The sequence below is a fragment of the Spongorhabdus nitratireducens genome (assembly GCA_947387575.1).
Taxonomy (GTDB): domain Bacteria; phylum Pseudomonadota; class Gammaproteobacteria; order Pseudomonadales; family Endozoicomonadaceae; genus CANDOC01.
In genome coordinates this window covers 106,480-131,776 of the sequence record CANDOC010000005.1, presented here as the reverse complement: position 1 = coordinate 131,776, position 25,297 = coordinate 106,480, and the positions used below count along the sequence as shown (strand labels likewise).

Genomic DNA, 25,297 nt, shown 5'->3' with positions numbered 1-25,297 from the left:
GCCCACCCGATACTGTCAGTTCACTAGAAATAACGTCTTACCCCCAATCTTACAAAAGTTCGGTTTTTATGATCTATATATTTACCCTTCCATGTCTGTTTATCTTCCTGCTGAAAATAGAACCGGCTAATAAACTCGGTGTTTTCTGCAAATTTGTTAATGAAGTCAAAACCCACCCGATGCCGGATTTCATCCTTCTGCTGTTTGATGGCGTTTTTCTTGATCCGGTATAAACCGACCCTGACCCAGGGTTTAAAAGTGTAGTGTTCATATTGCTGCATATATATAACGCGCAGCTGTCCTTCATTTCTCAGCTTTTCACTACTGCCGGTTACATCTCCCATTTTCAAAACTTCACTGTAGAAAGACACTCGAAAAGCATTGTGACTTGGCAGTTTGTGTTCCAAGCCAAATTCCAGCTCATGTCGGTAGTCGCCGTAGTAATCGAAGTTATCGAACCGGAAATCGGGGTCCGGTTTGCGATTAAGATCCTTGACGTTCATTGGTGCTACAAAACCCAGCATTCGTATTCGGGTTGAGTCGGAAAGCCAGTAATCAAACTGGGGAAAAAAGCGATATTCCGTGCTCTTTTTATGGCTGCGATAATCCTCATAGCGAAAACCTGCCATGGGAAACAGCTTCAGCTTGCCGAAATCAAACGGATACCCCAGATACAGGTCATGTCGGCCAAAATCATTCTGCCGGTGGCTATCACCATAGCGGCGATTATAGGACAAGAAGCCTTCGACCCAGAGCGGCGAATCAGAGATCGGTTCGAAACTGAACATCAGGAATGGCATGGTGTTGCTTTCACCATGATAATGGCCGCTGTAATGTTCGATTTCATTGCGCAGCTCCAGATAGGCTGCAGCAGAGGATTGCGCAAAAAAAAGAAACAGAAGCAGCCCTTTACAGGCCATGAAGCCTGCTCTCGATATTTTGTTCATCGTCTTTTTTGTTGAATATTTCCCCACCTCTGTTGAAGGTAGGCACCCCCCGCTACAAGTCAAATATCACAGTGCCTAGAGAGATCAAATACCCCTTGATATAGATCAGAATTTATACCTATATACCTATTAAGATGTACTAAAGAAAAACAAAAACTACTCAGGAAGGAGCAGCCTATGAGCGAAAGCGTGATTGCACCCAGCGCAGAAGAAATACTTCACGGCCACGAGCAGGAACAAGAGCCAAAGAAGATGCGGCGCAAGGAATACGAGTGGCTGAAGCGCGAGCTCCAGATAGAGCTGCTGAAAGTACAGAGCTGGACCAAGGAAACCGGCCAGCGCATCGTGATTCTGTTTGAGGGACGTGACGCTGCGGGCAAGGGGGGAACCATTAAGCGGATTATGGAGCATCTCAATCCGCGTGGTGCCCGCGTCGTCGCACTCGAAAAACCAACTGAAACCGAAGCCGGTCAGTGGTATTTCCAGCGCTATATCAAGCACCTGCCAGCCAAGGGCGAGATCGTACTGTTCGATCGTTCCTGGTATAACCGCGCCGGTGTCGAAAAGGTGATGGGATTCTGTACGCCTAAAGAGTACATGGAGTTTATCCGTCAGGTTGCTGATCTGGAGCGGATGCTGGTTCACGACGGAATCCGGTTGTTCAAGCTGTGGTTCTCAGTCAGTCAGGAGCACCAGCATGATCGCTTTGAGCGCCGCCGTATCGACCCGCTGAAGCAATGGAAGCTGAGTCCTATCGATCTGGCGTCGCTGGATAAGTGGGACGACTATACCGAGGCCAAAGAGCAGATGTTCCATTACACAGACACTGCCTATGCACCCTGGACTGTCGTAAAGTCGGATGACAAGAAACGTGCCCGTATCAATGCCATGCGCTATCTGCTGGGTCAGCTGCCCTACCCGGGCAAGAACCCGGAAGCAGTAATTGAGCCGGAAGCCGGCATTGTCGGTGGCACCGATCTAAGCTGATAATTTGTTTTAAGGCTGATATGTAGCGCGCCATATCAGCACCTTATCAACCCGAAAGCCGGACACTCTGCCGGCTTTCATTATTACTCAGCTGACTGAATCACTGCTTTTTCTTACCTTGATATAACCTCTAATGCGAGAGGTATCCGGTATTTTCTCAGTCATAGCAGCCACAAGCGTGGCTGTACGCACCCAGTACCAACCGTTCTTATGCCGTGCAGGATCAAGCAGCAACACCATATTGGCTTTTTGATTCCATGCGCCAATCAGACAGAAGTGCCCTTGTGACATTAATCCAAGACTGTTGCCGAAAAAATTAACAATCCAGTAGTAACTGGAAAAACCGCCAGCCAGATCAGATTCAAAAACAGATTGAGTTAATGTGCTACTGACCAGACTTGCATCAAAAAAAAGGTTGTTCGCGATTTTGCATACATCTTCTTTTGATAAACCTGCGTAATATTTATTTCTGTCTACACCTGAAATCTTGTCAAAACTTCGAACATTATTAACAGACGCATCGAATCTTTCATAATCATTAATAAAGCCACTTTCAAAAAGTCTCTCTGCATTGAATATTGTTCTTAACACTGCAATACCACAGAAAGTCGGATGTTCCTGAGGTGAAAAAGATTCAATAAGCTTGAAGTTAATATATTCACTGGTCTGAAAGAGCGCTATTCCCTGCTCTGAAGAGAATTGTATATTCATATAACTCTCGCAGTAAGCTGATTTAACCTGACCATTGCTGCCCCTGTATGGACGTCAGGATTTAATGAAATAAGCCACTGCCAGATATGATAGCTTACTGTTCAGGCATTTTAATTGCCGTTAATGTTTGAAAAAATGATTACTGTTTTAAAACTTATTCACTCCTTGTAATGGATATACTTACTACCTTCAGTCACCTTCAGAACCCGAACCAATGAAATACCTGATACTGGCATCATCATTACTCCTTGCCTCCTGCTCAGCCTGGAGTACGGCTGACAGAAATGACACAGCAACAGCACAACCTGCCGAATCCTCATCATACGATGATTCTTCCCGCTTTCTTCAGCAACTGTCATTAAAGCCCGGAGAACAGGTCGTCTTGATTGCAGAAGGTGACCGCGAGCCCCGTAGCGCCGGCAGTTACAGTATTCGGCTTTATGCCGGATATGAGCCGCGATTTCCCACCGATGACTTTCTGGACGGTCTGATTCGTCCCAGGGATGGCTCAATTGAAAAAGTAGTGCTTGAAACAGCTGATGATTCTGACATGCCTTCAGTTGTGGTTATTATTCGGAATGCCGGCTCCGGTGGTTATCTCTCCGCAGATGCCTTCAAGCTGGATCAGACGGGCCGCAGACTACAACTAAGCGGTTCTGTCGAAGGCTTGGCAAATGATGCTGACCCGGTTGCCGAGTTAAAAAAACAACATAAAAAGCCTGAGTAATTGTTGGTAAAAGCTACTTTTGCCAGCACTTTTCTCCATTTCATGGTCAAAACATGTGCTAAATCTTTTCAGGGTCGTTTTTAACGGCCCCGAAGGTCACTCCGGTACAAGAAAAAACATGTATGGAGACAAAATGAGCCCCCTGTATAAATTATCCACCAGAATACTAAGTCTGCTTCTGCTGATTACAGTCCTTCCTGCATCTTCACTGGAACGTAATCAGCAGGATCTTAATAATGAGCTTATGATGGCTATTGCCTGGCACCAGCAGGCTGAAGAGTTCAAGGCTCTGTCCTGGCAAACATTCAATATCGCTACCGACCTGTTTGATGAAAAACAGGCTAAAGCTTCACCCGGCACCAAAATAGCTATTATCGCCGATATTGATGACACGCTGGCTGAAAGTTCTGCCCATTTCGGCGGATTGCTGGAACGCAATGAAGCCATGTCCATGGCTCGCTCCATTACCTGGTGGAAGGATGAGCAGGTAACAGCAATGCCTGGTGCCAGAGAGTTCCTGGAGCATGTAAACCTTAACGGGGGCCGTATTTTCTATCTTAGTAACCGCCCTGAAGCTGTAAGAGCTGCAACCCTGAGTAACCTGAAAAAACTGGGATTTCCCCAGCTGGAATCAGAACAGGTTCTGCTTTCCGCTACCGGTGTTGAGAGCAAATACCCACGCATCAAAAAAGTGCTGGATCAGGGCTATCAGGTCGCCGTAATGCTGGGTGACAAATTAAGTGACTTTGCCATCAACGAGATGGAACGACCCGCAGACTGGCAACAGTATGTCGATCAGCACCAGAGTCTCTTTGGAGACCTGTTGCTGGTTCAGGCCAATGCCATGTATGGCAGCTGGGACCGGGCCATTCAGGGCAAGTTTACGTCCTCTGCCGAGCAGGAAGCTGTAGCCCGGCGGCAGGAGCTTCAGACGATGGCCCTATCCGAGCTGCCGGATGCAGCCAATGACCCCAGTGCTTCCGGGCATATCCAGCACCTGATATGGAAGCAACGCTCCGGCGAATACCGGGCTATCGGTTATCAGGTCTACCAGCGAGCCTGGCTGCAATATCAGCGGCTTAAAGCAGAGGTAAAACACCCGGCTATATCCATTGATATTGATGATACTCTGATCGAGAACAGCCCCTACATTGTTGCTACCTCTCTGAAAGGGGTTGAGCCTGCTCTCAATACCTTTTGTCTCTGGGGCAAGTCCGGCTACCCGATGCCTATTCCCGGTGCGATCAGCTTTCTTAACCGCATCAGTATGAGCGGTGGTTCCATCTTCTATATCAGCGCTCATCCCAATACCACACCACAGGGCTCTGAAATCAATGATCAGCGAAATCACCGGGCAGCCATGATGCGTCAGGCCGGATTTCCCCAGGTTGATAACACCCACCTGATCATGTTCGATGACTTATGCAGCAAGCCGGGAGCAACCCGACCAGTCTGCTATGCCAAGCAGGAAAAAAGAGCCTGGCTTGAAAGGGGGCAATACACAGGTAAACCCGAGCAGCTGGTATTGCTGATCGGCGATAACCTGCCGGATATCGATCTGCTGCCTGAGCATATAAATAACCCCGACACAGTTGAGGCAAAAGCCATTATTGCTCAACTCGGGCGTACCCGGTTTCTGATTCCGGCTCCGAACTACCCTCCCGGCTGGATCAAGCGTATGGATCAGCGACTGGCCGCTGCATATTCCAGCAATGGAGAAAAGCTGACGCTGGAGCAACGCCACGAACTGCGACTTGCCGCTATCCGGAAGTGGAACCCGGCACCCTCACCTCAACAGGCTTCAAACTAGACGCCACAAATCAGCAGCAGACCCCGGTCTGCTTGCTGATTCAAACTTGATTGAAACCGGCACTTGTTCATTTCATCTTCAGTCGTTATTGTGCATGTGAACAGCAATTACATAACAACAAGAGATGTAACAATGTCGCCTTTTCAGCTCGGGAAACATTTGCTGGTTTCTAATCTTTCTTTATGGCGCGGTACTCATATTCGCCCGGCACGACAACAACCGGAGCTTCTGCTTGAACTGTATGACCGTGAAGGTGATCCCCGCTGCAGACTGGTCCGTGAGGCGCTGACCGAACTGGATATTGATGCCCTGATCTATCCCTGCCCGAAAGGCGGTCGTCGTTTTTCCCGGCAGATTCAGGATTTAGGTGGAAAAGCACAATACCCTGCGTTGCATGATCCCAATACCAATACCGTGTACTACAACAGCCACACGATTATCGAACACCTGTACAAGGAATACGGCCAACGTCCTCAGCCAACGTTCGGGCACGGACCGTTTATCAGTAATACAACATCGGTATTTGCTTCCCTGCCCAGAATGGGACGTGGTATCAGCTATCGTCAGCCCGGTGCACTGCCGGAACAGCCTCTGGAGCTCTACAGTTTTGAATCCAGCCCGTATTCGCGGCCGGTGCGTGAGTTGTTAAGCGAATACGAGATTCCCTATATCCTGCATAATATTGGCAAGGCTGAATGGAAGGACTATTTGCTGCCTGTCGTTCGGGAACAACTGATTCCCGAATACAAGCCCTGTGGTCGTAATCGCAAGGAACTACTGGAACGTTCCGGCCGAATTGCGGCACCCTATCTGGTAGACCCCAATACCGGCCGGGAACTGTACGAGTCAAAACAGATTATCCGTTACCTCAGAACGGAATATCTGAATTAAGTCGTCGGGTTTAATTCCCTGATACCCATATTGAACAACGCGAACCCATAAACATCGGTATACAGTTCGATAATCTTGCTGGTTGGCGTTCCTGCACCATGCCCTGCATTGGTCTCAATTCGGATCAGTGCGGGATTTTCTCCCTGCTGCTTTTGTTGCAGTTCAGCCGCAAACTTGAAGGAATGGGCAGGAACGACCCGGTCATCATGATCACCGGTAGTTACCAAAGTAGCCGGATATTCCACGCCTTCCCTGACATTATGTAGTGGCGAGTAACCATGCAGATATTCAAACATCTCTGCACTGTCTTCTGATATGCCGTAGTCGTAGGCCCAGCCGGCACCGGAAGTGAACTTATGGTATCGAAGCATATCCAGTACACCGACTGCCGGTAGCGCAACCCTGAACAAATCCGGGCGCCGGGTCATACAGGCGCCGACCAGGAGTCCGCCATTGGAACCGCCACTGATAGCCAAGTGGTCACTGGAGGTATACTTTTCTGCAATCAGGTATTCAGCCGCAGCAATAAAATCATCAAACACATTCTGCTTCTGTAGTTTGGTGCCTGCCAGATGCCAGTCTTTGCCGTACTCACCACCACCACGCAGGTTGGCCACAGCATAAACTCCGCCCATTGCCAGCCAGGCAGCAATCGTGGCACTGAAGTAAGGTGTCAGGCTGACATTAAACCCGCCGTAACCATAAAGAATGGTCGGCGCCTTCCCTTCACGCTGTTGATCTCTGTGGCGGGTAATGGTCATCGGGATACGGGTGCCGTCTTTCGAGGTATAAAACACCTGTTCACTGATATAGTCATCACTGTTAAAACTGCTGGCGGGCACTTTAAATACAGAAATGTGACCCGTTTCCGGATTCAACCGGTAAATCCGCCCCGGTATTCTGAAATTGGCAAAACTGAAATAAAGTGTCTGCTGCTTTCGCTTGCCACTGAAGCCTTCTGCCGTTCCAGCATCCGGCAGGGCAATATGTCTGACCCGGTTCCCCTCAAAGTCATATTGAATAACCTTTGAGACCGCATCCACCATATAGTGGGCGAATATATATCCACCACCGGAATAGGCGTCCAGCGTCTGATTGGTTTCAGCAATCACTGTCTGCCAGTTTTCAGGAGAGGGCGTTGCGGCAGAAAAGCTGACTACTTTCTGGTTAGGAGTATCCAGATTTGTCACCAGGTAAAGAGTATCGTCACGACTATCCAGCAACCAGGCATCGGCATTCATATGTTCCAGAACAGGAACAAGGTCAGAATTCTGCTCTCGCAAGTCTTTCAGATAAAGCTTGTTCCCTGATGTTGATTCCTGCGCGTACACCAGCAGAAAAGCACTGTCATTGGTGACTTCACCACCAACATAGCGATGCTTTTCATTTTCATCCCGACCAAAAACCAGCTCATCATTATCCTGAGATGTGCCGAGCCGGTGATAATACAGCTTGTGCCAGTCAGTTTTAGCAGAGAGTTCGCTACCATCAGGCTTGTCATAGGATGAATAATAGAAACCTTCATCCTCAAACCAGCTCAGGTCGCTGAATTTAACATTCTCCAACGGCGGCTCGATAATCTCTCCGCTATCGGTATCGATGACATAAACACAGCGCCAATCACTTCCCCCCTCAGAAATCTGATAGGCCGCCAGTTTGCCACTCTTTGAAAAGCTGATTCCAGCCAGTGAAGTTGTACCGTCTTCACTGAAAGTATTGGGATCAAGAAAGACTTCCGGTGTAGCGTTTTCTTTCTGACGATACAGGACATATTGATTCTGCAGCCCTTCATTGCGATAAAAGTAGGTATAATCTCCCTCAACAAAAGGCGTCAGCACCTTTTCATAGTCCATCAGATCTTGCAGTAAATGCTGGATTTTACTGCGGTAGGGAATCTGGCCAAAATAACTCTGCGTTACTTCATTTTGAGCCCGCACCCATTGTCGGGTCTGATCACTGCGATCATCTTCCAGCCAGCGATAAGGATCACTGACTTTGGTACCAAAATAATCATCAACAATATTTTGCTTCAGGCTGGCCGGATAAACCGGTGCGGCAGTTATATTCTGTATTTTTGAATCCCGTTCCAGAGTTGCCATGGTTGTCCTATTGAGGGAGTGTCTTATTATTTTGACTGCCTGTGCAGAAAAGGCAGTATCGTTGGCAAAGCCACACGTTATAGTAATTCAGTCGTGTAGTCGATCAGCATTTCAGTGAAATACTGCTGCTTCCAGCCTGGCTGGATAGTCTTCTTTCGTTGGATCAATAACCTGAATGCCATAAAAAGTAGCTGAGCAGCGACAATGTTCCATATTATCGATCAACCAGCAGTTTTCAGGTGGTTTGACCTCGTTACCATCCAATAGAGGGACTGGCTCGGTTGCCAGTGTCAGAAACCCGCTGCGAACATGTCTAGCCAGCCTTTTGCCGGGCCAGATGCCGGGAGGTGCTTCCGGGCTCCAGCCGGCAAACTCTGCCAGCGCTTCGCATCTAAGGGTATGCATGATTCGCGTACCCTTTGAAATGCTGAGCGAATAGGTTTCCCGCCCGATATACGGCACTGTAAAAAAGAAGTCGCCACCACCAAACATGCCCTGCAATGCCTCGCAGATTGCATCCGGGTCATAAGCCGAGTCGCTTAAAAGAAAGGTATGATTTTCATCCCGTGTCAGTGACAAATACTGGAAGACCCGGCGATGCAGTTCAGGATACAACCCGATCAAACCATCCCGCTGGTTCAGCATATGACAGATATGGCTGCCATCATCACCTTCAAGGTTCTGGTGTTGTATTGCAGTTAACTTGCCAGGCCTGTTAACAACCAGATGATGAACCAGCAGGGTTTCATCCAGATCGAAGAAGAATGTTTTCACTGCGGCTATACCCGTCAACCAGTGATAAAACGATTGAAGTATGGCCGCAGATATTGAAATGGGGTTCTATTTGGCAGTAAAACTTTTCAGCGGATAGATATCAAACCGGTTTGCCTTGCCTTCCAGCCGGTAACCTGGTGCTTTACCAGCCAGATCCGGCGCTTTTCGCGGACGCTTGACCACAACCCGGTGACGGGCCACTTTAAGGGCCGGAGCCAGCAGTTCATCCGCATCCAGATCCTGTCCTACCAGTGAATGGAACAGCCGCATTTCTTTCTTGACCAGTGCCGACTTTTCCCGGGTTGGAAACATTGGATCAAGATACACAACATCAAACTGCCGACCTTCTGCAAGACACTGTTCCAAAAACTGCAGTGATGCTCCCTGCTCGAGCTGCATCCGTCTAACAATATCTCCTACCTCGGGATCATCCTGAGCCTGAGCCAGTCCATCTGCCAGTAATTCAGCCACAACCGGGGAACGTTCCACCAGCGTCATTTCACAACCCAGTGTCGCAAGTACAAACGCATCCCGTCCCAGACCAGCAGTACAGTCGAGAACACCGGGCACTACGCCTTTACCCAGACCTACAGCCTTGGCAATAGCCTGTCCCTTGCCACCTCCAAACTTGCGCCGGTGTCCCACAGCACCACCTACAAAGTCACAACGAGTTGCTCCTGGTGCCCCGGAACCGGTCGGCCAGGCACCCAGTCCCTGTTCGTCGTACATCAGTACCGTATCAAACTGATCCAGTACTGCAGGATCACCCTCAACCAGAGGAATTCCCAAGCGCTGAGCCAGTGCGGCGGATTTATCCTGCATGGCTGCAGAGTTAACGGCCACAGAAATTGTGGAAACAGAAGAGGTAATCAACATCACTCCAATAAAAACAGCCAGTCTGATCAAATATATCTAGGCTATATCAAAAGACATGTTTACTTGATTTTAACAAACCTCTGCGACCCTGAAGTCACAATGGCCTACAAGTCCTTTGTCTTTTTTGATCTGGACGAAACCCTGATTGGTCACCCGTATGACGCAGCAAGACACCAAAACCTGAGCCCGGTTCAGCTACACAATCTGGATAGTAACAAATCCTTCTTGTACCCGGAGCGGGCAGGTTACACGCTCACCGCCACCGGGCAATACGACTATTGTATTATTTCAACGGAAAGAAATATTCGCCCGATCTATGTGGCAGAACACAGCCGGTTTTTTAATGCCTGGCAACAAAGCAACGCTACAACATACATCGCCATACTCACTTTTAGCGGTATGAACCAGGAAAACGTCAACCGAATACTGCAACACTTTTTTATGCTTCAGCAGCAGATTCCGGTGATCAATCGTCATGATATTCCCGGTATGAACAAAGCCAGTCGAATCAACCTGCTGGTGCTTCAACATATACAGCAACAGCATGGCGAATATATTGATATCAATATGCCAGACAGTATCTGGTTGATTGATGATTCACTGAGCAACCGGCAAGCAGCACAGAGGGCAGGATACCGGGTATTGGATCCGCAGGCAGAACACTACCCGGATAGACTGATGCAGCTTCAGCTGCTGCTGTTTGACCCGGAATCACTTACCCTATCCGGCAAACAGCGGCTGGAAAACAGTTGGGAGCAGCTTGACCCTGTATAACCACTCCCTAACCATTTTTCAGGCTACTCAGTAAAACCAGACACCAAGCAGAACAAAGCCCAGCAGAATCCGGTAAACCACAAATGGCATCAGACCAATACGCTGGATAAAGCCCATAAACCAGTGAATACAGATAAAGGCACTGATGCCCGAAACAACAGCCCCCATAGCCAGCTCTTTCCACTGACTACTGTCAACACCCGCCTCAATCAGCTTAAGGGTCAGCAACAAACCAGCACCAACAATAACCGGAATAGACAGCAGGAAAGAGAAACGGGCCGCAGCTTCTCGAGTAAAACCCATCAGCAGTGCTGCAGTCATGGTGACACCGGAGCGAGAGGTGCCTGGAATCAATGCCAGCGCCTGAGCCAGGCCAATACCCAGTGCCTGCTTCCAGCTCATGCTTTCCATATCCTGTGCACGGGAGCCCATACGGTCAGCCACACCCAGCAATACGCCAAACACCAGCGTAGTGGCAATAATCACCAGCACTGAGCGAATCATTTCATCGACACCGGTGGCCGACATCAAACCACCCAGCATTACCGCCGGAATTGTAGCCAGAATAATAAACCAGGCCATCCGACTTTCCGGTGTCACCTTGCCCCGGAAGCAGTGATTCAGCCAGCCACCGGCCAGACCGAAAACATCCTTGCGAAAATAGATCAGCACCGCAGCCAGAGTACCGATATGAACGGCGACATCAAAGGCCAGTCCCTGATCAGGCCAGCCCAGCACTTCGGACGGCAGAATCAGGTGCCCCGAACTGGATACCGGCAGAAATTCGGTAATCCCCTGAATCAGTGCCAGTACAATAATCTGAATTTCATCCATGATCTGCCCCGTCTGTAAAGTTGGTTGGTCCCAAATGATAATATGTCCGATGTCGCAGATTTACGCTACTGACATCGCTACCGGCATCAGAACAAAGACCGGTCGATTCAGCCTTTAGCCAGTTTTGCTTTTTCCCGTTCGGCAATCGTATCGGCGACATTATCCCGCAGATAAACCGGTAAAGCGTTCTCTGGCGCCAGCCGCACGCCGTTATTCCAAGCATCTACTGCCAGCATGGCCATATCACCAGCACGGGGCAGTACATTTTCAATAATCTGCTGTGGCTTGCAGGGCAACCTGTCAGCAAAAATCCAACCGGTACCGATACCGGTGGCAGCAGAAGCATCAAAACCTTCAGGCAGGGTGACATCTTCCGGCGCACAAACCCGTTCCGGTAACAGTTCCTGCAGCTTGCCGTCTTCAAAACCGTAACAGCACCAGTACACTTCGTCCTTGCGGGCATCGACTGCAGTCATAATCTGTTCAACACCCTGCTCTCGTCGGGCCTGTAGTGCCAGTGCTGCCAGATTGGAAACCGGAATCACCGGCAGTTCTGAAGCAAAAGCCAGCCCTTGAGCAATACCGGTGGCAATCCGTACACCGGTAAAAGCACCGGGGCCTCGGCCAAAGGCAATACCGTCCAGTTGATTCAGGGAAACACCTGCTTCAGCCAGAATCGACTCCACCATGGGCAAAATACGCTGGTTATGCCGACGAGGGGCCAGTTCAAACTGCTCGTGCAGTTCACCTTTCAGATAAAGAGCCACAGAACAGGCTTCTGTCGCAGTATCAAGCGCAAGAATGTCAGGCATAGAAGGAAACGGATTGAGAACGAATAAAGGAGGGGGAATATAGCAAACCGCCGGGAGCGAAGAAACAGAGTTTTCAGCGCATTGTTATAACGGTGAAAACCCTATTTCTTTCAGGCAGTCAAATCCGGAGAGGATCAGGCGCCCAGAGCAGCCAGAGTCTTGGTGCGGATATCTTCTACCTTGCCAACACCTTCAATACGGGTGTAACGGGTAGCAGCGCCCTGCTCAGCGATGTTCTGGTAGAAGCCTACCAGCGGAGCAGTTTGCTCGTGATAAACAGACAGACGCTTGCGAACAGTTTCTTCCTGGTCGTCATCACGCTGGATCAGTGCTTCACCAGTGATGTCATCCTTGCCTTCTTCTTTCGGCGGATTGTAGACAACGTGGTAAACACGGCCACTGGCTGGATGCTGGCGACGGCCGCTCATACGCTGAACGATATCTTCATCCGGAACCGCAATTTCAACGACGTGATCGATTTCTACGCCGGCTTCCAGCATGGCTTCAGCCTGAGGAATGGTGCGCGGGAAACCGTCAAACAGGAAACCATTGGCACAGTCGTCCTGCTGAATACGCTCTTTAACCAGGGCAATAATGATATCGTCAGATACCAGGCCACCGGTTTCCATGACTTCCTTGACTTTCAGACCCAGCGGGCTCTCAGCTTTCACCGCGGCGCGTAGCATGTCGCCGGTAGAAATCTGGGGAATGCCGAACTGTTCGGTAATGAAACGGGCCTGAGTACCTTTACCGGCACCAGGTGCACCCAACAGAATCACTCGCATGGCTTGGTAGCTCCTGCATTACTTTGAATTCCGGGTAACCACAATACGCAAATATCACAATTACCAGACAAATACGGCTGCAAAAGATACATGGAATGGGGCTTTGGAGCAATCGTCACAAACCAATCACTCTATACTGGAAACACACGGGACTTCAGGAAATGGCCGTTATGAGCCTGGAACTGAACAGGGCAATAGCCATAAAAGCCATGGCTTACGTTCTTCGTACTCAACCTGACTCCGTCGACAATCACCCACCGGAAGGGGCCAGAGGCAGTGATCAGAGCATTCTGGATGACTTTAATCAACAACAGAATAATGCCTCACCTTCCTTTCTGCAGGGCAAAACAATTATCGCTAATCCGACCTCAAGCCTCTATCTGGCACTGGCGGCATATCATTATCTTTATTTTCATGAATATCAGCGCACGCTGGACTTCGGAGTCTATGGCATCAGAAATCACTATTTTGTTTTGCTCAGCACACCACACCTTGCTGAAGATGAAGGGTTTGATTTGTGCGAATCACCCACAACAATTGGTGCTATTTATCCCATGATGCCAAAACAGATAGCTGAAATAGCCCAGACACTGACGCCCTATCAGACCATTATTTGCGACCCGTATTTGAAAGATGTTTTTGATACCACCGATACCGAAGACTGCAGCAAACGCCTGATCTGTGGTATTTCAATTGAGTTCTTCAGAGATAAAGGCGAAGAAGAGCAAGATGACCTGATGTCCAGCAGTTTTACTTACCGCTGGCCACTGGAAGTGATAGTGCGGTCATTCAGGTTTCAGCAATGGAGCAGCCTTGAAGATACGCTGATGAACTGGAGTATTGTGCATGCTACTGAAGCCTATAGCCTGACTCGATCCATCACACCACGAGTATGGAATTTCGGGGATATTATTGCCGGCCGCAACACCTGAACGGTGTCACGGCCAACCAGATAATCATTTTACTGATATCTGTCTTTTAATCAGAGGCAGCATTAGCCCGTATTACGCATACCTGCAGCAATACCGGTAATGGTAGTCATCAACGCTTGCTCAAGGCTATCTTCCAGCCCTTCCGGATGCTGACGAGCCCGATCCAGCAATTCCACCTGCAGAATATTCAATGGATCGGTATAGGGGTTGCGCAGATTGATACCCTGACGAATCTCCGGCAGGCCTTCCATAAACGCCTCACCACCCTTCATTTCCTGCAGCACCTCAATGGAGTTACGCAGCATATTGCGTAACTGTTTGCCAAGCGGACGCAGGGATTCCGGCACAAGGCGCTCATCATAGAACTTGGCCAGCTTGGGATCGGTCTTGAGATAGACCATTTCAAGCATTTCCAGCCTTGCCCGGAAGAATGGCCAGCCGTGCATCATGCTCATCAGGGTTTTGCGTTCACCGGCATCCAGTGCTTCACCGATTGCGGTTCCGGCACCAAGCCAGGCTGGCAGCATCAGGCGAATCTGAGTCCAGGCAAAAATCCATGGGATCGCACGCAAGCTTTCAACCCCGCCCTCAGGACGACGCTTGGCCGGACGACTGCCCAGTGGCAGTTTACCAAGCTCCTGTTCAGGTGTTGCACTACGGAAATAAGGTACAAAGTCAGGTTCACCCTGAACCATACCGCGATAGACTTCTACCGAGCGGGCTGACAGCCGGTCCATCATATCCCGCCAGGCTTGCTCCGGTGCCGGTGGTGGCAGCAGTGTCGCCTCCAGGGTAGCACTGGTATACAGCTCGAGACTGTTTACCGCCACATCGGTAAAGCCGAGTTTGAAGCGAATCATTTCGCCCTGCTCAGTTACACGCAAGCTGCCGTTTACAGAACCGGGAGGCTGGGACAGGATCGCCGCATGAGCCGGGCCGCCGCCACGACCAATCGTACCACCACGACCGTGGAACAGAGTCAGCTTGATATCTTCCTGCTGGCACAGCGTTGTCAGAGATTCCATTGCCCGGTATTGCGCCCAGGCGGCCGCCATCTGACCGGCATCCTTGGAAGAGTCAGAGTAACCAATCATCACCATCTGGCGCTGATCACAATATTCACGGTACCAGGGGAAACCAAACAACCTTTCCATACAGTCATTGGCACCGTTCAGCGCATCCAACGTTTCAAACAACGGTGCAATCGGCATATGCTGTTTGACTCCGGCTTCACGCAGCAGCAAGGCAACAGCCAGAATATCGGAAGGCTCATAGGCCATGGAGATAACATAGGCACCCAGCGCTTCTTCAGATTGCTGCGCTATCACACGACAGGTATCAATAACCTCCTGAGATTCCTGACTGGGTTTCCAGTCAGGTGGCAACAATGGACGACGGCTGTTCAATTCACGCAACAGGAAGGTTTGACGCTGCACTTCACTCCATTTGTCGTACTCACCCAGCTCCAGATGTTCACACAGCTCGGTCAGCACCTGAGTATGACGCCCGGCTTCCTGGCGAATATCCAGGCGCGCCAGATAGATACCAAAGCAACGGGCACGGCGCAGCATATCCAGCAATGGTCCTTGGGCAACAACTTCCAGCCCGCAGTCAACCAGAGATTCATAACAGAGCGTCAGAGGTTCGATCAGGTCATCAGTAGAAGTCAGCACGCCTTTAGGCATGACTGTTTCTGTTTTCAGGCTGGCAGCACACCACTCACGGGTTAGTTCGAGTCTTTTGCGCAGCTGCTTCAGAACAATACGATAGGGTTCCTTGACATCACCGACACAGCGCTTCATGTAGTCACTGCAGCGGCTCATGGAAAGCTCACCAATCAGTTTGTCCATATCCCGCAGATAAAGGTCTGCAGCAGTCCAGCGCGCAGCCAGCAACACTCTGCGAGTTACCGCTGCGGTTACATTCGGATTGCCATCGCGGTCACCACCCATCCAGGAAGCAAACCTGACCGGGCAGCTGCTGAGGGACAATGGCCGGCCGGCCAGCTTTTGCACCCGTTCGTCCAGCTTGCGCATCAGTGCCGGAACTGCATCCCATAGCGAGTGTTCAACCGTAGCAAAACCCCAGCGGGCTTCATCAATCGGGCTCGGACGCTGGGAACGAATTTCGTGCGTATGCCAGGCCTGGCTGATCAGCTGACGCAGACGGTGAACCTCAGCCTGATACTCTCTTGAGCCTTCCTCGAGCATCTCCATCCCCTGAAGGCTGTGATAGATGCTTTCATATTTCTGAATCAGAGTACGACGAGTCGCTTCGGTAGGATGAGCGGTCAGTACCAGTTCAATTTCCAGCTGTTCCAGCTGGGATACCACTTCTTCCGGTGAATGTTCTTTGGTCAGACGAGCAAACAGGCTGTCAAAGGGGTCGGGCTGACACTGGCCATCAGCACAGGCCTTGGAGACACCATGGTGTTGTTCAACAATATTAACCAGGTTCAGAAACTGGCTGAAAGCCCGGGCAACTGGCAGCAGTTCGCCGTCATTCAGCCCTTGTAATACTTTCAGCAGCTCGTCACGTTCTATAGACTGCCCGGCTCTGGCAGCCTTGGATAGCTGCCGAATGGTTTCAATCTTGTCCAGAAACGCTTCGCCGCGATCATCGCGGATGGTGTCACCCAGTAGTTGACCCAGAAGGTGAACATGACGACGTAACTGGGGATGAGTTTCCTGCATGCGATTCTCTCTGCTTCCCCCGGGGGGCGGGGATTGATTCGTAATAACTGTCTGAAGATCAGCATGTTAGCCAAGAAGCCTTCTGAAAAGTCATGCTGGTGCATAACAACCTTTCCCGTGTTGTGCTGACTCGGTGATTAGAACCCGTTAACAGTTCACGAGAAGGATAAAGCGAGGGCTTTATATCCCCGGCTGCCGGCAGCTTTTGCTGCGAGCAGGCTTTTCAGACGGCATCTGAGGCAGAATCATAGCATAAGAAAACTGAACGATAGCACTTATTACTTGTTGCAAAGTACCTCTGGACTGAGAGTGTTATTCGATAGCTGCAGAAGCGGAGATTCCATAACTACCCAGATAACGCCAGTGATGACTATCCAGCAAATAACCCTGCAATGCCGGTGGGCTGGTATAACGGGCATCCAGCGCCATTAGCCAACTTGCGTCATCCGGCCCCAGTGCGGCCTGCCAGGCAGCTATCACCAATGTGGTGCAGGCCATCCCGGTCGCAGCCAGCGTTCCGGGATGATACTGCAATTCAGCCGGAACATCTGAAGCAAAGGTCGCCAGACGGGTTACAAACGCTCTTGCTCCAGAACCATAACCGCTGTTATGAAGGTAGTGTGGAACACCATAAGTATTGGGAACATACAGCTCCATGCTGCCCGAATAAGCCTGTTGTTGCCATTCAACATAACAGAATCCATGTTCATCACACTCCTGCTCTTCCCGCATAACCAGAGCCGATTTCTTTGAAACCACACCCTGATGGTTCTGCACCCAGCTTCGAGCAATATGAGCCGCAGATACCGCATATGCCTGATACCCTTCACAACGAAAAACATGCCTTTTTTCCCCGGACTCGTATCTTTCAGACAGATTTTTTCTAACCAGGGCAATGCCACAATTAAGGGCGTGAGCCACCAGCATGCTGGTATCCGTTACTTCGACCACAATCGCGGTGTGGATGCTTCTAACAGAACCTTTACGAATGGCTGCGCCATGAAAAGTTAACCACGACAGCTTTCTTACTCTCTGGTGATGAACAACATCACCATCAATATCAGTGGCTCTGATATTTTCATAAACAAGAATATCACCGGGTATGAGATCAGCCGCAGCGACTGGGGATGAAAGCGTTGTTCCTGCTGTACACATAACAAGCAGCTTTACTCTCACCAAGGTCAGTAACAAATAACGGCCAATATTGAAAAACCAGCTTAGCTGATATTGCCAACGACACATTAAGTTTTATTTTTTGCTTTCATACACATAGTTTGCGACAGAGTCCTGTAATCCACTCACGTCAAAGCTACTTGGCAATTCTGCAATTTGCAGAATTTAGAACATAAAATGTATAACAGGCAGGAGAACTTGTTGTTATCACTGCCACCGTTTTCCACTCAATCCATTAGCAGAAAGTCAGTCAAAATTATTCGATTTTATTTAGAAGTAGAAAAGCAATTGAAGAAACTTGAATGCCAAACTGATTGAGATCAACAAGTTTTTGAGATTGCAGAGAATTAGGGCTTCTAGCTGCCTGCCACCTGATCAAAAAACAGACCGGCAGGCAACTTTAATCTCAAACAATAGCGATATTAGCGCTGTCGACCACGACGCTGACTGGCAGCAGACGCCTTGCTACCATGCTTGGAACGAGTCTTCTCACCATAACGCTGCGGCTTCTTACCTGGGCGCTCGGCACGCTTGGTCGCACGACGCTGTGCCGGCAGTCCAACCAGCTCGGCCAAAGCATTGATATCCTTGTCTTCCAGCTCGGTCCAGCGACCTACACGCAGGTGATCCGGAATAATCAGTGAGCCGTAGCGTACCCGCTTCAGACGGCTGACCTGCAGTCCCTGGGATTCCCACAGTCGACGCACTTCACGGTTACGGCCTTCCATGATGACAACGTGGAACCAGCGGTTAATACCCTCACCACCGGACTCAACGATATCGGTAAAACGAGCCTTGCCATCTTCCAGTTCAACACCGGTAAACATGTTGTGCAGGTGCTCTTCGGTGACATTACCCATAACCCGCACGGCATATTCACGCTCAACGGTGTAGGACGGGTGCATCAGACGGTTGGCCAGTTCACCGTCATTGGTGAACAACAGCAGGCCAGAGGTGTTGATATCAAGACGGCCAATACTGATCCAGCGGCCAGTGCCCGGGTTCGGCAACTGATCAAATACGGTTGCACGCCCTTCCGGATCACGACGTGAGCACACCAGACCTTCAGGCTTGTTAAAAGCCAGTACCCGGCGCGGATGTTCTTCAGCCTGGAATTTCACCGGACGGCCATCGACCCGCACCACGTCGGTATCAACCACACGATCACCCAATGTGGCGGTACGGTCATTAACCATCACCCGGCCATCAGCAATCCAGCGTTCCAGCTCACGACGGGAGCCCAGGCCTGCACGGGCCAGTACCTTCTGCAGTTTCTCACCTTCCGGTGCGAGTTCTTCACCCAGTGGCAGTTCGGCATCAAGGGGGGAGTTTATATCGGTCATATACTGCTTATACATCTCACGCCCTGGATTTACCTTCGTATGTAAATCCAGGGCAACATCAAATTAAAAACAAGAATCAGATATCGTCGCTTTCGACATCTGCAGCGGTTGATGCCTCGGCATCCGGCACAGGCTGTTGCTCATTATCCGTCAGATCAGCATTTTCTGACAGTATTTCTGCATCCTGCTGATCACTTTCCGGCTCCAGGCTTTCTACTTCGAGATGCTCTGCTGACAGCTCATCCTCATCCAGACCTTCAGCCTCAGCTGCAACGACATGTGTGTCATCTGCGTCAGTGTCAGCTTCATCAACAGCCAGCAGCTCGGCCACTTCTTCCGGAGAGATATCCTCATCCAGCGGCTCGGTAGAGGTTTCAGAGGTTGCTTCCTCTGCTTCGCCTTCTGCCTTCTGCCTGGCTGTTTCTTCAGCGGCCCGTTTGATCAGGTCATCGAAGTTATCCGGCAGGGAAGCTTCCAGTTCATCCAGTTCGGCAAAAAGTTGTGCCGCACTGTCTTCATCTGAAGACAGCTCATCACCCTCTTCTGCACCTTCGCCGGTTGCAGCCACCTGACCTTCTTCACCGTCAGGAACATCCAGTGGAATGCTGGCCTGCAGTGCTGCTTCAGCAGCCTGCTGTTCTTTCAGCCGTTCTTCCTGTTGCTCCAGATCACGAATTTCGGACAGTGTTGGCAGCTCATCCAGATTGCCCAGATTGAAGTAATCCAGGAACTGACGGGTGGTCGCAAACATGGCGGGCCGGCCCGGTGCTTCACGGTGCCCGACAACCCGAATCCATTCCCGCTCCAACAGTGTCCGAATAATATTGGAGCTGACACTGACACCCCGAATATCTTCAATTTCACCCCGGGTAATGGGCTGACGATAAGCCACCAGTGCCAGCGTTTCCAGCAAGGCCCGGGTATAACGGGGCGGTTTTTCATCCCACAGCCGGCTGACCCAGGGCGCCAGATTCTGGCGTACCTGAAATCGGTAACCACTGGCCACCCGTTTCAGTTCAAAGCCCCGTCCTTCACAATCATGTGACAGTTCAATCAGGGCGTCCTGCAACTCTGAAGCATCTGGCTGTTCATGTTCATCAAACATCGCCAGGAGCTGTTCCAGTGTCATCGGTTTGGACGCTGCCAGCAGAATGGCTTCAATAATCTGTTTCAGTGGCGGCCGTTCACCGTTGGGGCGCAGCCGCTCTTTCAAATCTGAAGCGTTCCGGCTTGATTCCACGCTACTCAGTTGTTCACACTCCAGCTCGGTTACATCATCAAAATCAGCTGTGACATCGACATCATCAGCGTGTTCACTGTCTATACCATACTCACTGTCCCTGTGTTCAGGATCATCCTCCACCAGCACATCATCAGCAAACAGGTCATTAGTTTCTGACAAGTCGCTGCTCTCGGATGATTCGCTTTCCAACAGCTCACTTTGTGCCTGATCATCGTCTACATAATCATCTTCTACATGATTATGTTCCGGCAGTTCACTGCTTTCCGGCAGGGCATCCTGATCAAAATCCGTTTCTGTCGTCATTCTCCGCGTGCCTTCACATGAATGGGGCCATAAGCCTCGCTCTGTACCAGCTCAACCAGAGATTCCTTGATCAATTCCATAATGGCCAGAAAGGTTACGACAACGCCTAGCCGGCCTTCTTCAACTCGAAACAGGGTTACAAACGGGGTAAAGCGCTCAGTGGTCAACTGACTCAGCACCTCTGCCATCCGCTCCCGGGTGGACAGAGCTTCCTGCTCGACCTGGTGATGCTCGAACATATCAGCCCGACGCAATACCTCGGACAATGCATGCAGCATTTCTTTCAGGTCGACATCCGGATAGACGGTTCGGGCTTCGATCTCCGGCGGATGTACATCCGCCTGATGAATTTCCCGTCCCATTCGCGGCAGGCTGTCCAGGTCTTCGGCCGCCTGTTTGAACTGTTCGTATTCCTGCAGTCGCCGGATCAGTTCGGCGCGTGGATCTTCCTCTTCCTCTTCGACACTTTCCGGTCGTGGCAACAGCATTCGTGACTTGATTTCAGCCAGGGTTGCAGCCATCAACAGGTATTCTGCTGCCAGCTCGAACTGGTTGGACTTCATCAGTTCGATATAGCCCATATACTGCCGGGTGATCTCTGCCACATGGATATCCAGAATATCCATGTTGTTGCGCTTGATCAGATACAGCAGCAGGTCCAGCGGCCCTTCAAAGGCATCCAGAAATATTTCCAGCGCATCGGGGGGAATATAAAGATCCTGCGGCAGCTCACTGACGGTTTCACCACGCACCAGTGCCAGTGCAAGCTCGCCCTGGTCACGCATTTGCTGCAGGCGATGCGGGTGATCACCAGACTGTTCATCGACAGCCTGCTCATCGCCAGCCGGCAACTCGTCTCCGGTTTGCGGATGACCTTCCATGTCTGTCTTCTCTTCCACTTCAGCGGTCTCAGCGTCCATGCCAGTCCTCAGCGGTAGTCCAGACCCATGGCCTCGCGCACATCCCTGAGCGTGTCGCGGGCTTCATCCCGGGCTTTTTCAGTGCCTTCGGTCATAATGTTGCGCACAACATCGGGTGTATCTTCCAGCTCCCGGGCCTTGATCCGCAGCGGAGTCAGTTCTTCCACCACGGCTTCAATGACCGGTTGTTTGCAATCGATGCAACCAATCCCTGCGCTCTTGCAACCATCCTTTACCCATGCACAACGGGCATCATCGGAGTACACCTGATGCAGCTGCCACACCGGACAGTTGTCCGGGTTGCCGGGATCGTTTCGCCGAATACGCGCCGGATCGGTTGGCATCCGTCGTATTTTTGTGGCGATGGTATCCGGCTCATCACGCAGCTCTATTGTATTAGCATAGGACTTGGACATCTTCTGTCCATCCAGACCCGGCATTTTTGATTCAGTTGTCAGCAGTGCCTGCGGTTCTGTCAGGATAACCTTGCCGGTACCTTCAAGATAACCTAACAGTCGCTCCTGATCACCCAGAGTAATATTCTGCTGTGCTTTCAACAGAGCCTGAGCCCGTTCCAGCGCTTCATCATCACCCTGCTCAACATAGGCACGACGAAACTGGCGATAAAGCTTCGCGGTTTTTTTGCCCATCTTGTCAATGGCGGTTTCGGCATTCATTTCAAAGCCAGGTTCACGACCATAGAGGTGATTAAACCGGCGGGCAATTTCCCGGGTAATTTCAATATGGGCTTCCTGATCGGCTCCGACCGGTACCCGTCCGGCACGGTAGGCTAGAATGTCCGCACTTTGCAGCAGCGGATAACCCAGAAAGCCATAAGTTGAAAGATCTTTCTCTTTCAACTTTTCCTGTTGATCCTTATAGGTCGGAACCCGTTCCAGCCAGGATAACGGTGTCATCATCGACAGCAGCAGATGCAACTCTGCATGCTCCGGTACCCGTGACTGCAGAAACAGGGTGGACGCGCCCGGGTTAACACCAGCCGCCAGCCAGTCAATCACCATGTCCCAGACACTGTCTTCAATCACCACCGGATCATCATAATGTGTGGTGAGCGCATGCCAGTCTGCTACGAAGAAAAAACATTCATACTCATGCTGGAGCTGAATCCAGTTTTTCAGTACTCCGTGATAATGGCCAAGGTGCAGACGTCCGGTTGGTCGCATACCGGACAATACCCTCGATTCGGGTTCAACAGCGCCCAATTTGTTCTCCTGCTACAACCCGGCGCCAACTGAAATTCAAAGTTGAACAGCTGCACCGGTGGTATATTACGTTAAGGCTTCCAGAGTACGACAGTTGGTGCGACAAGAAAAGCCGGAGAAACCGTTCCGGTCTGCTATTAATAAATAACTTTTCACTTTAAGCGGATTAGCATTCAATGCAGAAGTTTATGCGCCGGCAGGATATTCGCATTAGCGGCCGCCGGGTCGCTACCTATCATGCCGGCTCGGGTGATAATGTTTTATTGATGATTCATGGCGGGCCGGGCTGTTCAAGCCACTATCTGCACAGGGGACATTACCGGCTGACTGAACAGGGATTCCGGCTGATAACCTGGGACCAGATGGGAGGAGGTAATTCCGAATCACCTGTCGATCCCTATCCATGGCGAATGGAGCGGTTTGTCTCTGAAGTGGAATCCATCCGCCTCGCTCTGGAACTGGAAGACTTCCAGATACTGGGACACTCCTGGGGTGGTATCCTCGGGTTGGAATACATTCTGACCTACCCCAATATTGCCCGGTCATTTATCGCCGCTAACACCAGCTTTGACATGACTCGCTCCTGTCAGAGCTTTGAACGCTGCCGGGCAGCACTGGGGCGAGAAACCTGTCGAATGATGGCGTTGCGGGAAGCAGAAAACAGCACGGATCATCCGGAATATCAGGCAGCCCTGACACTGCTGCAATATCGCCACAGCCTACGACTGGATGAGTGGCCGGAAGAGTTTCGACACTGTCTCAACAAATACAATCAAAATATCAAGGCTTCAGTATTTGGCTCCCGCAACTACCGCCCATCCGGCTGGCTCCGGCATTACAACCGAATGGACAAACTGGACCGGATCAGAATACCGGTACTGTTGATTGCCGGTGAATATGATTTCCTTGAAGCCGACTGGGCTGACCTGGCTGCCGAGCAAATGCCCAGTGCTACCGTAAAAGCCTTCCGAGGCTGCTCTCACTCACCTTTCCTTGAAGCCCCTCAAGCCTATCTTGAGACTGTGGGTAATTTTCTTAAACAGCAGATATAAATCAGGCCTGGGGGCTGGCCACCTCCACGACACCTTCTCTCCGGGGATACAGCTTCAGCGCCAGAACAAAACCCAGGGCACTGAGAGCAGCCATAATGAAGAATGTTGTTTGTAATCCTAACAGGCTGCTGCTCCAGCCTGTTAGCAGATACGTAAAGAACCAGCAGAAGTGGGACAGGGAAAAATTAGCCGCAAAGAAAGCCGGGGCATCACTTTCTGAACATGCATTTTTCACCAGAGCCGCAGCCGGTGTCTGTACCATCGACAACCCCATTCCCAGCAATGCCCACAATAAGATAAATCCATTCCAGCCCGGCAACAGGCTGCCAGCCAAAAGGCAAACAGCAATCAGGAAGCTACCCTGTAGCAACAGGGTTCGAGGCGAGAACCGTTTCATCCAGGATGGCATCAACAACGCCACCAGCATAGAACCGAAACCTGCTGCCGAAAGTCCCAATGCAGCCTGTACCTCACCACCATCAAGAATATTTCGGACATAGACCACGGTATTAACAATAATCATGGCACTACCGCTGGCAACAGCAATGTACGTCGCCAGCAGTGCCCTTAATGTCGGTGTTCGCAGATAACCGGTAATACCGAAACCGAGATTCGTCCATATACCACGACGTCGTTCCGGTGCAGCTGCCGCAGGAATAACGACAGCAAATAACAGGGCTGCAGAAACAAGAAAGGTCAGCGCATCAGCTATAAATAATTGCTGGAATGACATCACTGACAGCAGAGCTGCTGCCAGTACCGGACTGATCAGCTGCTCCAGATCATAAGCCAGCCGACTGAAAGACAATGCCCGAATATATTGCGGCTGATCCGGCAGAATCTGCGGCAGGACTGACTGATAAACCGGCGTAAATCCGGCAGAGCAGGCATTAATGACAAAGATCAGAAGATAAACCTGCCAGATAGCCGTAACAAATGGCAGGCACAACACGAGCCCGAGGCGAATAACATCCAGCGCAATCAGCCATTGCTTTCGCGGTAACTTGTGAGCGAAGGCACCAAACACCGGAGCCAGTACAACATAGGCCACCATCTTCAGTGCCAGCGCCACACCCAGTACCGAACCGGCATTATCTCCGGCCAGTTCCCACGCCAACAGCGACAAAGCCACTGTACTGAGACCGGTTCCCGCCAGCGAAACGACCTGGGCCAGAAAAAAGCAGTAATAGTTTCTGTTGTGAAGCAGAGAGGATAACGATGAGCGCATACAAGCCCCGAACCCGATGAATATCAGAGTTATTCTACGGCTCGCCACATCATCAATTAAATTGGCAGTTTTGTTAGTACCAATCAGTTTTTTCGATACACCTGTTCATTCTTTTGGCTGACGGGCCAACATTGCTTTTTGGTTGCCATATCTCTGTTTA

Annotated in this window: 22 protein-coding genes; 7 read left to right on the top strand and 15 right to left on the bottom strand. The window is 50.6% G+C overall.

Annotated features, from left to right (window positions below):
- Positions 1-23: 23 nt before the first annotated feature.
- Positions 24-920 carry a hypothetical protein gene (locus tag ACYZZ0_RS10835; protein ID WP_461536640.1) on the bottom strand — a complete coding sequence of 299 codons (897 nt, stop codon included), beginning with the start codon at positions 918-920 and terminating at the stop codon, positions 24-26.
- 204 nt (positions 921-1,124) lie between these two features.
- Between ACYZZ0_RS10835 and ppk2 the strand changes: the two genes are divergently transcribed.
- Positions 1,125-1,934, top strand: coding sequence for a polyphosphate kinase 2 (gene ppk2 / locus ACYZZ0_RS10830; RefSeq protein ID WP_461536639.1), 810 nt, complete (start codon positions 1,125-1,127; stop codon positions 1,932-1,934).
- 87 nt (positions 1,935-2,021) lie between these two features.
- On the opposite strand, the gene ACYZZ0_RS10825 is transcribed toward ppk2, so the two are convergent.
- The gene (locus ACYZZ0_RS10825) at positions 2,022-2,645 is read right to left on the bottom strand and encodes a phytochelatin synthase family protein (protein WP_461536638.1); all 624 of its coding nucleotides are present in this window, start codon (positions 2,643-2,645) and stop codon (positions 2,022-2,024) included.
- A 214-nt stretch (positions 2,646-2,859) separates the two neighbouring features.
- Here ACYZZ0_RS10825 and ACYZZ0_RS10820 point away from each other — a divergent pair, with 214 nt between their 5' ends.
- The 3 genes from ACYZZ0_RS10820 (at position 2,860) to ACYZZ0_RS10810 (ending at position 6,073) form a co-directional block, all read left to right on the top strand.
- Positions 2,860-3,372: a PliI family lysozyme inhibitor of I-type lysozyme gene (locus ACYZZ0_RS10820; RefSeq protein WP_461536637.1), complete on the top strand. Its 513-nt coding sequence runs from the start codon at positions 2,860-2,862 to the stop codon at positions 3,370-3,372.
- Between the two features lie 133 nt (positions 3,373-3,505).
- Complete coding sequence (locus ACYZZ0_RS10815) at positions 3,506-5,182, top strand: HAD family acid phosphatase (RefSeq protein ID WP_461536636.1); 1,677 nt, start codon at positions 3,506-3,508, stop codon at positions 5,180-5,182.
- Between the two features lie 132 nt (positions 5,183-5,314).
- Positions 5,315-6,073, top strand: a complete 759-nt coding sequence (locus tag ACYZZ0_RS10810; protein WP_461536635.1) for a glutathione S-transferase N-terminal domain-containing protein — start codon at positions 5,315-5,317, stop codon at positions 6,071-6,073.
- On the opposite strand, the gene ACYZZ0_RS10805 is transcribed toward ACYZZ0_RS10810, so the two are convergent.
- The 3 genes from ACYZZ0_RS10805 to ACYZZ0_RS10795 all read right to left on the bottom strand — a co-directional run bounded on the left by ACYZZ0_RS10805 (position 6,070) and on the right by ACYZZ0_RS10795 (position 9,852).
- Positions 6,070-8,172, bottom strand: coding sequence for a prolyl oligopeptidase family serine peptidase (locus ACYZZ0_RS10805; protein WP_461536634.1), 2,103 nt, complete (start codon positions 8,170-8,172; stop codon positions 6,070-6,072). The two genes, ACYZZ0_RS10810 and ACYZZ0_RS10805, sit on opposite strands and share 4 nt — an antisense overlap.
- 111 nt (positions 8,173-8,283) lie before the next feature.
- A complete protein-coding gene (locus ACYZZ0_RS10800; protein ID WP_461536633.1) occupies positions 8,284-8,946 on the bottom strand; it encodes a hypothetical protein in 663 nt (220 codons plus the stop codon).
- A gap of 66 nt (positions 8,947-9,012) precedes the next feature.
- A complete protein-coding gene (locus tag ACYZZ0_RS10795) occupies positions 9,013-9,852 on the bottom strand; it encodes a class I SAM-dependent methyltransferase (RefSeq protein ID WP_461536632.1) in 840 nt (279 codons plus the stop codon).
- Between the two features lie 69 nt (positions 9,853-9,921).
- Between ACYZZ0_RS10795 and ACYZZ0_RS10790 the strand changes: the two genes are divergently transcribed.
- The gene (locus tag ACYZZ0_RS10790; protein ID WP_461536631.1) at positions 9,922-10,596 is read left to right on the top strand and encodes a hypothetical protein; all 675 of its coding nucleotides are present in this window, start codon (positions 9,922-9,924) and stop codon (positions 10,594-10,596) included.
- A gap of 27 nt (positions 10,597-10,623) precedes the next feature.
- Here ACYZZ0_RS10790 and ACYZZ0_RS10785 read toward each other — a convergent pair whose 3' ends face one another.
- From ACYZZ0_RS10785 to adk, 3 genes are all read right to left on the bottom strand, one after another.
- Positions 10,624-11,430 (bottom strand): undecaprenyl-diphosphate phosphatase, encoded by an 807-nt coding sequence (locus ACYZZ0_RS10785; RefSeq protein WP_461536630.1) that lies wholly within the window; start codon positions 11,428-11,430, stop codon positions 10,624-10,626.
- A 107-nt stretch (positions 11,431-11,537) separates the two neighbouring features.
- Positions 11,538-12,242: a tRNA (adenosine(37)-N6)-threonylcarbamoyltransferase complex dimerization subunit type 1 TsaB gene (tsaB, locus tag ACYZZ0_RS10780; protein ID WP_461536629.1), complete on the bottom strand. Its 705-nt coding sequence runs from the start codon at positions 12,240-12,242 to the stop codon at positions 11,538-11,540.
- 134 nt (positions 12,243-12,376) lie between these two features.
- Positions 12,377-13,027, bottom strand: coding sequence for an adenylate kinase (adk, locus tag ACYZZ0_RS10775; protein WP_461536628.1), 651 nt, complete (start codon positions 13,025-13,027; stop codon positions 12,377-12,379).
- Positions 13,028-13,197: 170 nt separating this feature from the next.
- On the opposite strand from adk, the gene ACYZZ0_RS10770 reads away from it, so the two are divergent.
- Complete coding sequence (locus ACYZZ0_RS10770) at positions 13,198-13,959, top strand: hypothetical protein (protein WP_461536627.1); 762 nt, start codon at positions 13,198-13,200, stop codon at positions 13,957-13,959.
- A 62-nt stretch (positions 13,960-14,021) separates the two neighbouring features.
- Here the strand turns inward: ACYZZ0_RS10770 and ppc are convergent, their stop codons facing one another.
- The 6 genes from ppc to ACYZZ0_RS10740 form a co-directional block, all read right to left on the bottom strand.
- The gene (gene ppc / locus ACYZZ0_RS10765) at positions 14,022-16,652 is read right to left on the bottom strand and encodes a phosphoenolpyruvate carboxylase (RefSeq protein ID WP_461536626.1); all 2,631 of its coding nucleotides are present in this window, start codon (positions 16,650-16,652) and stop codon (positions 14,022-14,024) included.
- A gap of 312 nt (positions 16,653-16,964) precedes the next feature.
- Positions 16,965-17,807, bottom strand: a complete 843-nt coding sequence (locus ACYZZ0_RS10760; RefSeq protein WP_461536625.1) for a hypothetical protein — start codon at positions 17,805-17,807, stop codon at positions 16,965-16,967.
- A gap of 440 nt (positions 17,808-18,247) precedes the next feature.
- Positions 18,248-19,168 (bottom strand): 23S rRNA pseudouridine(2605) synthase RluB, encoded by a 921-nt coding sequence (rluB, locus tag ACYZZ0_RS10755; RefSeq protein ID WP_461536845.1) that lies wholly within the window; start codon positions 19,166-19,168, stop codon positions 18,248-18,250.
- A 76-nt stretch (positions 19,169-19,244) separates the two neighbouring features.
- On the bottom strand, positions 19,245-20,714 hold the full coding sequence (gene scpB / locus ACYZZ0_RS10750; RefSeq protein ID WP_461536624.1) for an SMC-Scp complex subunit ScpB: 1,470 nt from the start codon (positions 20,712-20,714) through the stop codon (positions 19,245-19,247).
- On the bottom strand, positions 20,711-21,634 hold the full coding sequence (locus ACYZZ0_RS10745) for a segregation and condensation protein A (protein WP_461536623.1): 924 nt from the start codon (positions 21,632-21,634) through the stop codon (positions 20,711-20,713). Before ACYZZ0_RS10745 ends, scpB begins: the two co-directional genes overlap by 4 nt.
- 8 nt (positions 21,635-21,642) lie before the next feature.
- A complete protein-coding gene (locus tag ACYZZ0_RS10740; RefSeq protein WP_461536622.1) occupies positions 21,643-22,857 on the bottom strand; it encodes a tryptophan--tRNA ligase in 1,215 nt (404 codons plus the stop codon).
- Between the two features lie 176 nt (positions 22,858-23,033).
- On the opposite strand from ACYZZ0_RS10740, the gene ACYZZ0_RS10735 reads away from it, so the two are divergent.
- The gene (locus ACYZZ0_RS10735) at positions 23,034-23,909 is read left to right on the top strand and encodes a proline iminopeptidase-family hydrolase (RefSeq protein WP_461536621.1); all 876 of its coding nucleotides are present in this window, start codon (positions 23,034-23,036) and stop codon (positions 23,907-23,909) included.
- A 1-nt stretch (position 23,910) separates the two neighbouring features.
- On the opposite strand, the gene ACYZZ0_RS10730 is transcribed toward ACYZZ0_RS10735, so the two are convergent.
- Complete coding sequence (locus ACYZZ0_RS10730) at positions 23,911-25,137, bottom strand: MFS transporter (RefSeq protein WP_461536620.1); 1,227 nt, start codon at positions 25,135-25,137, stop codon at positions 23,911-23,913.
- Positions 25,138-25,297: the final 160 nt, after the last annotated feature.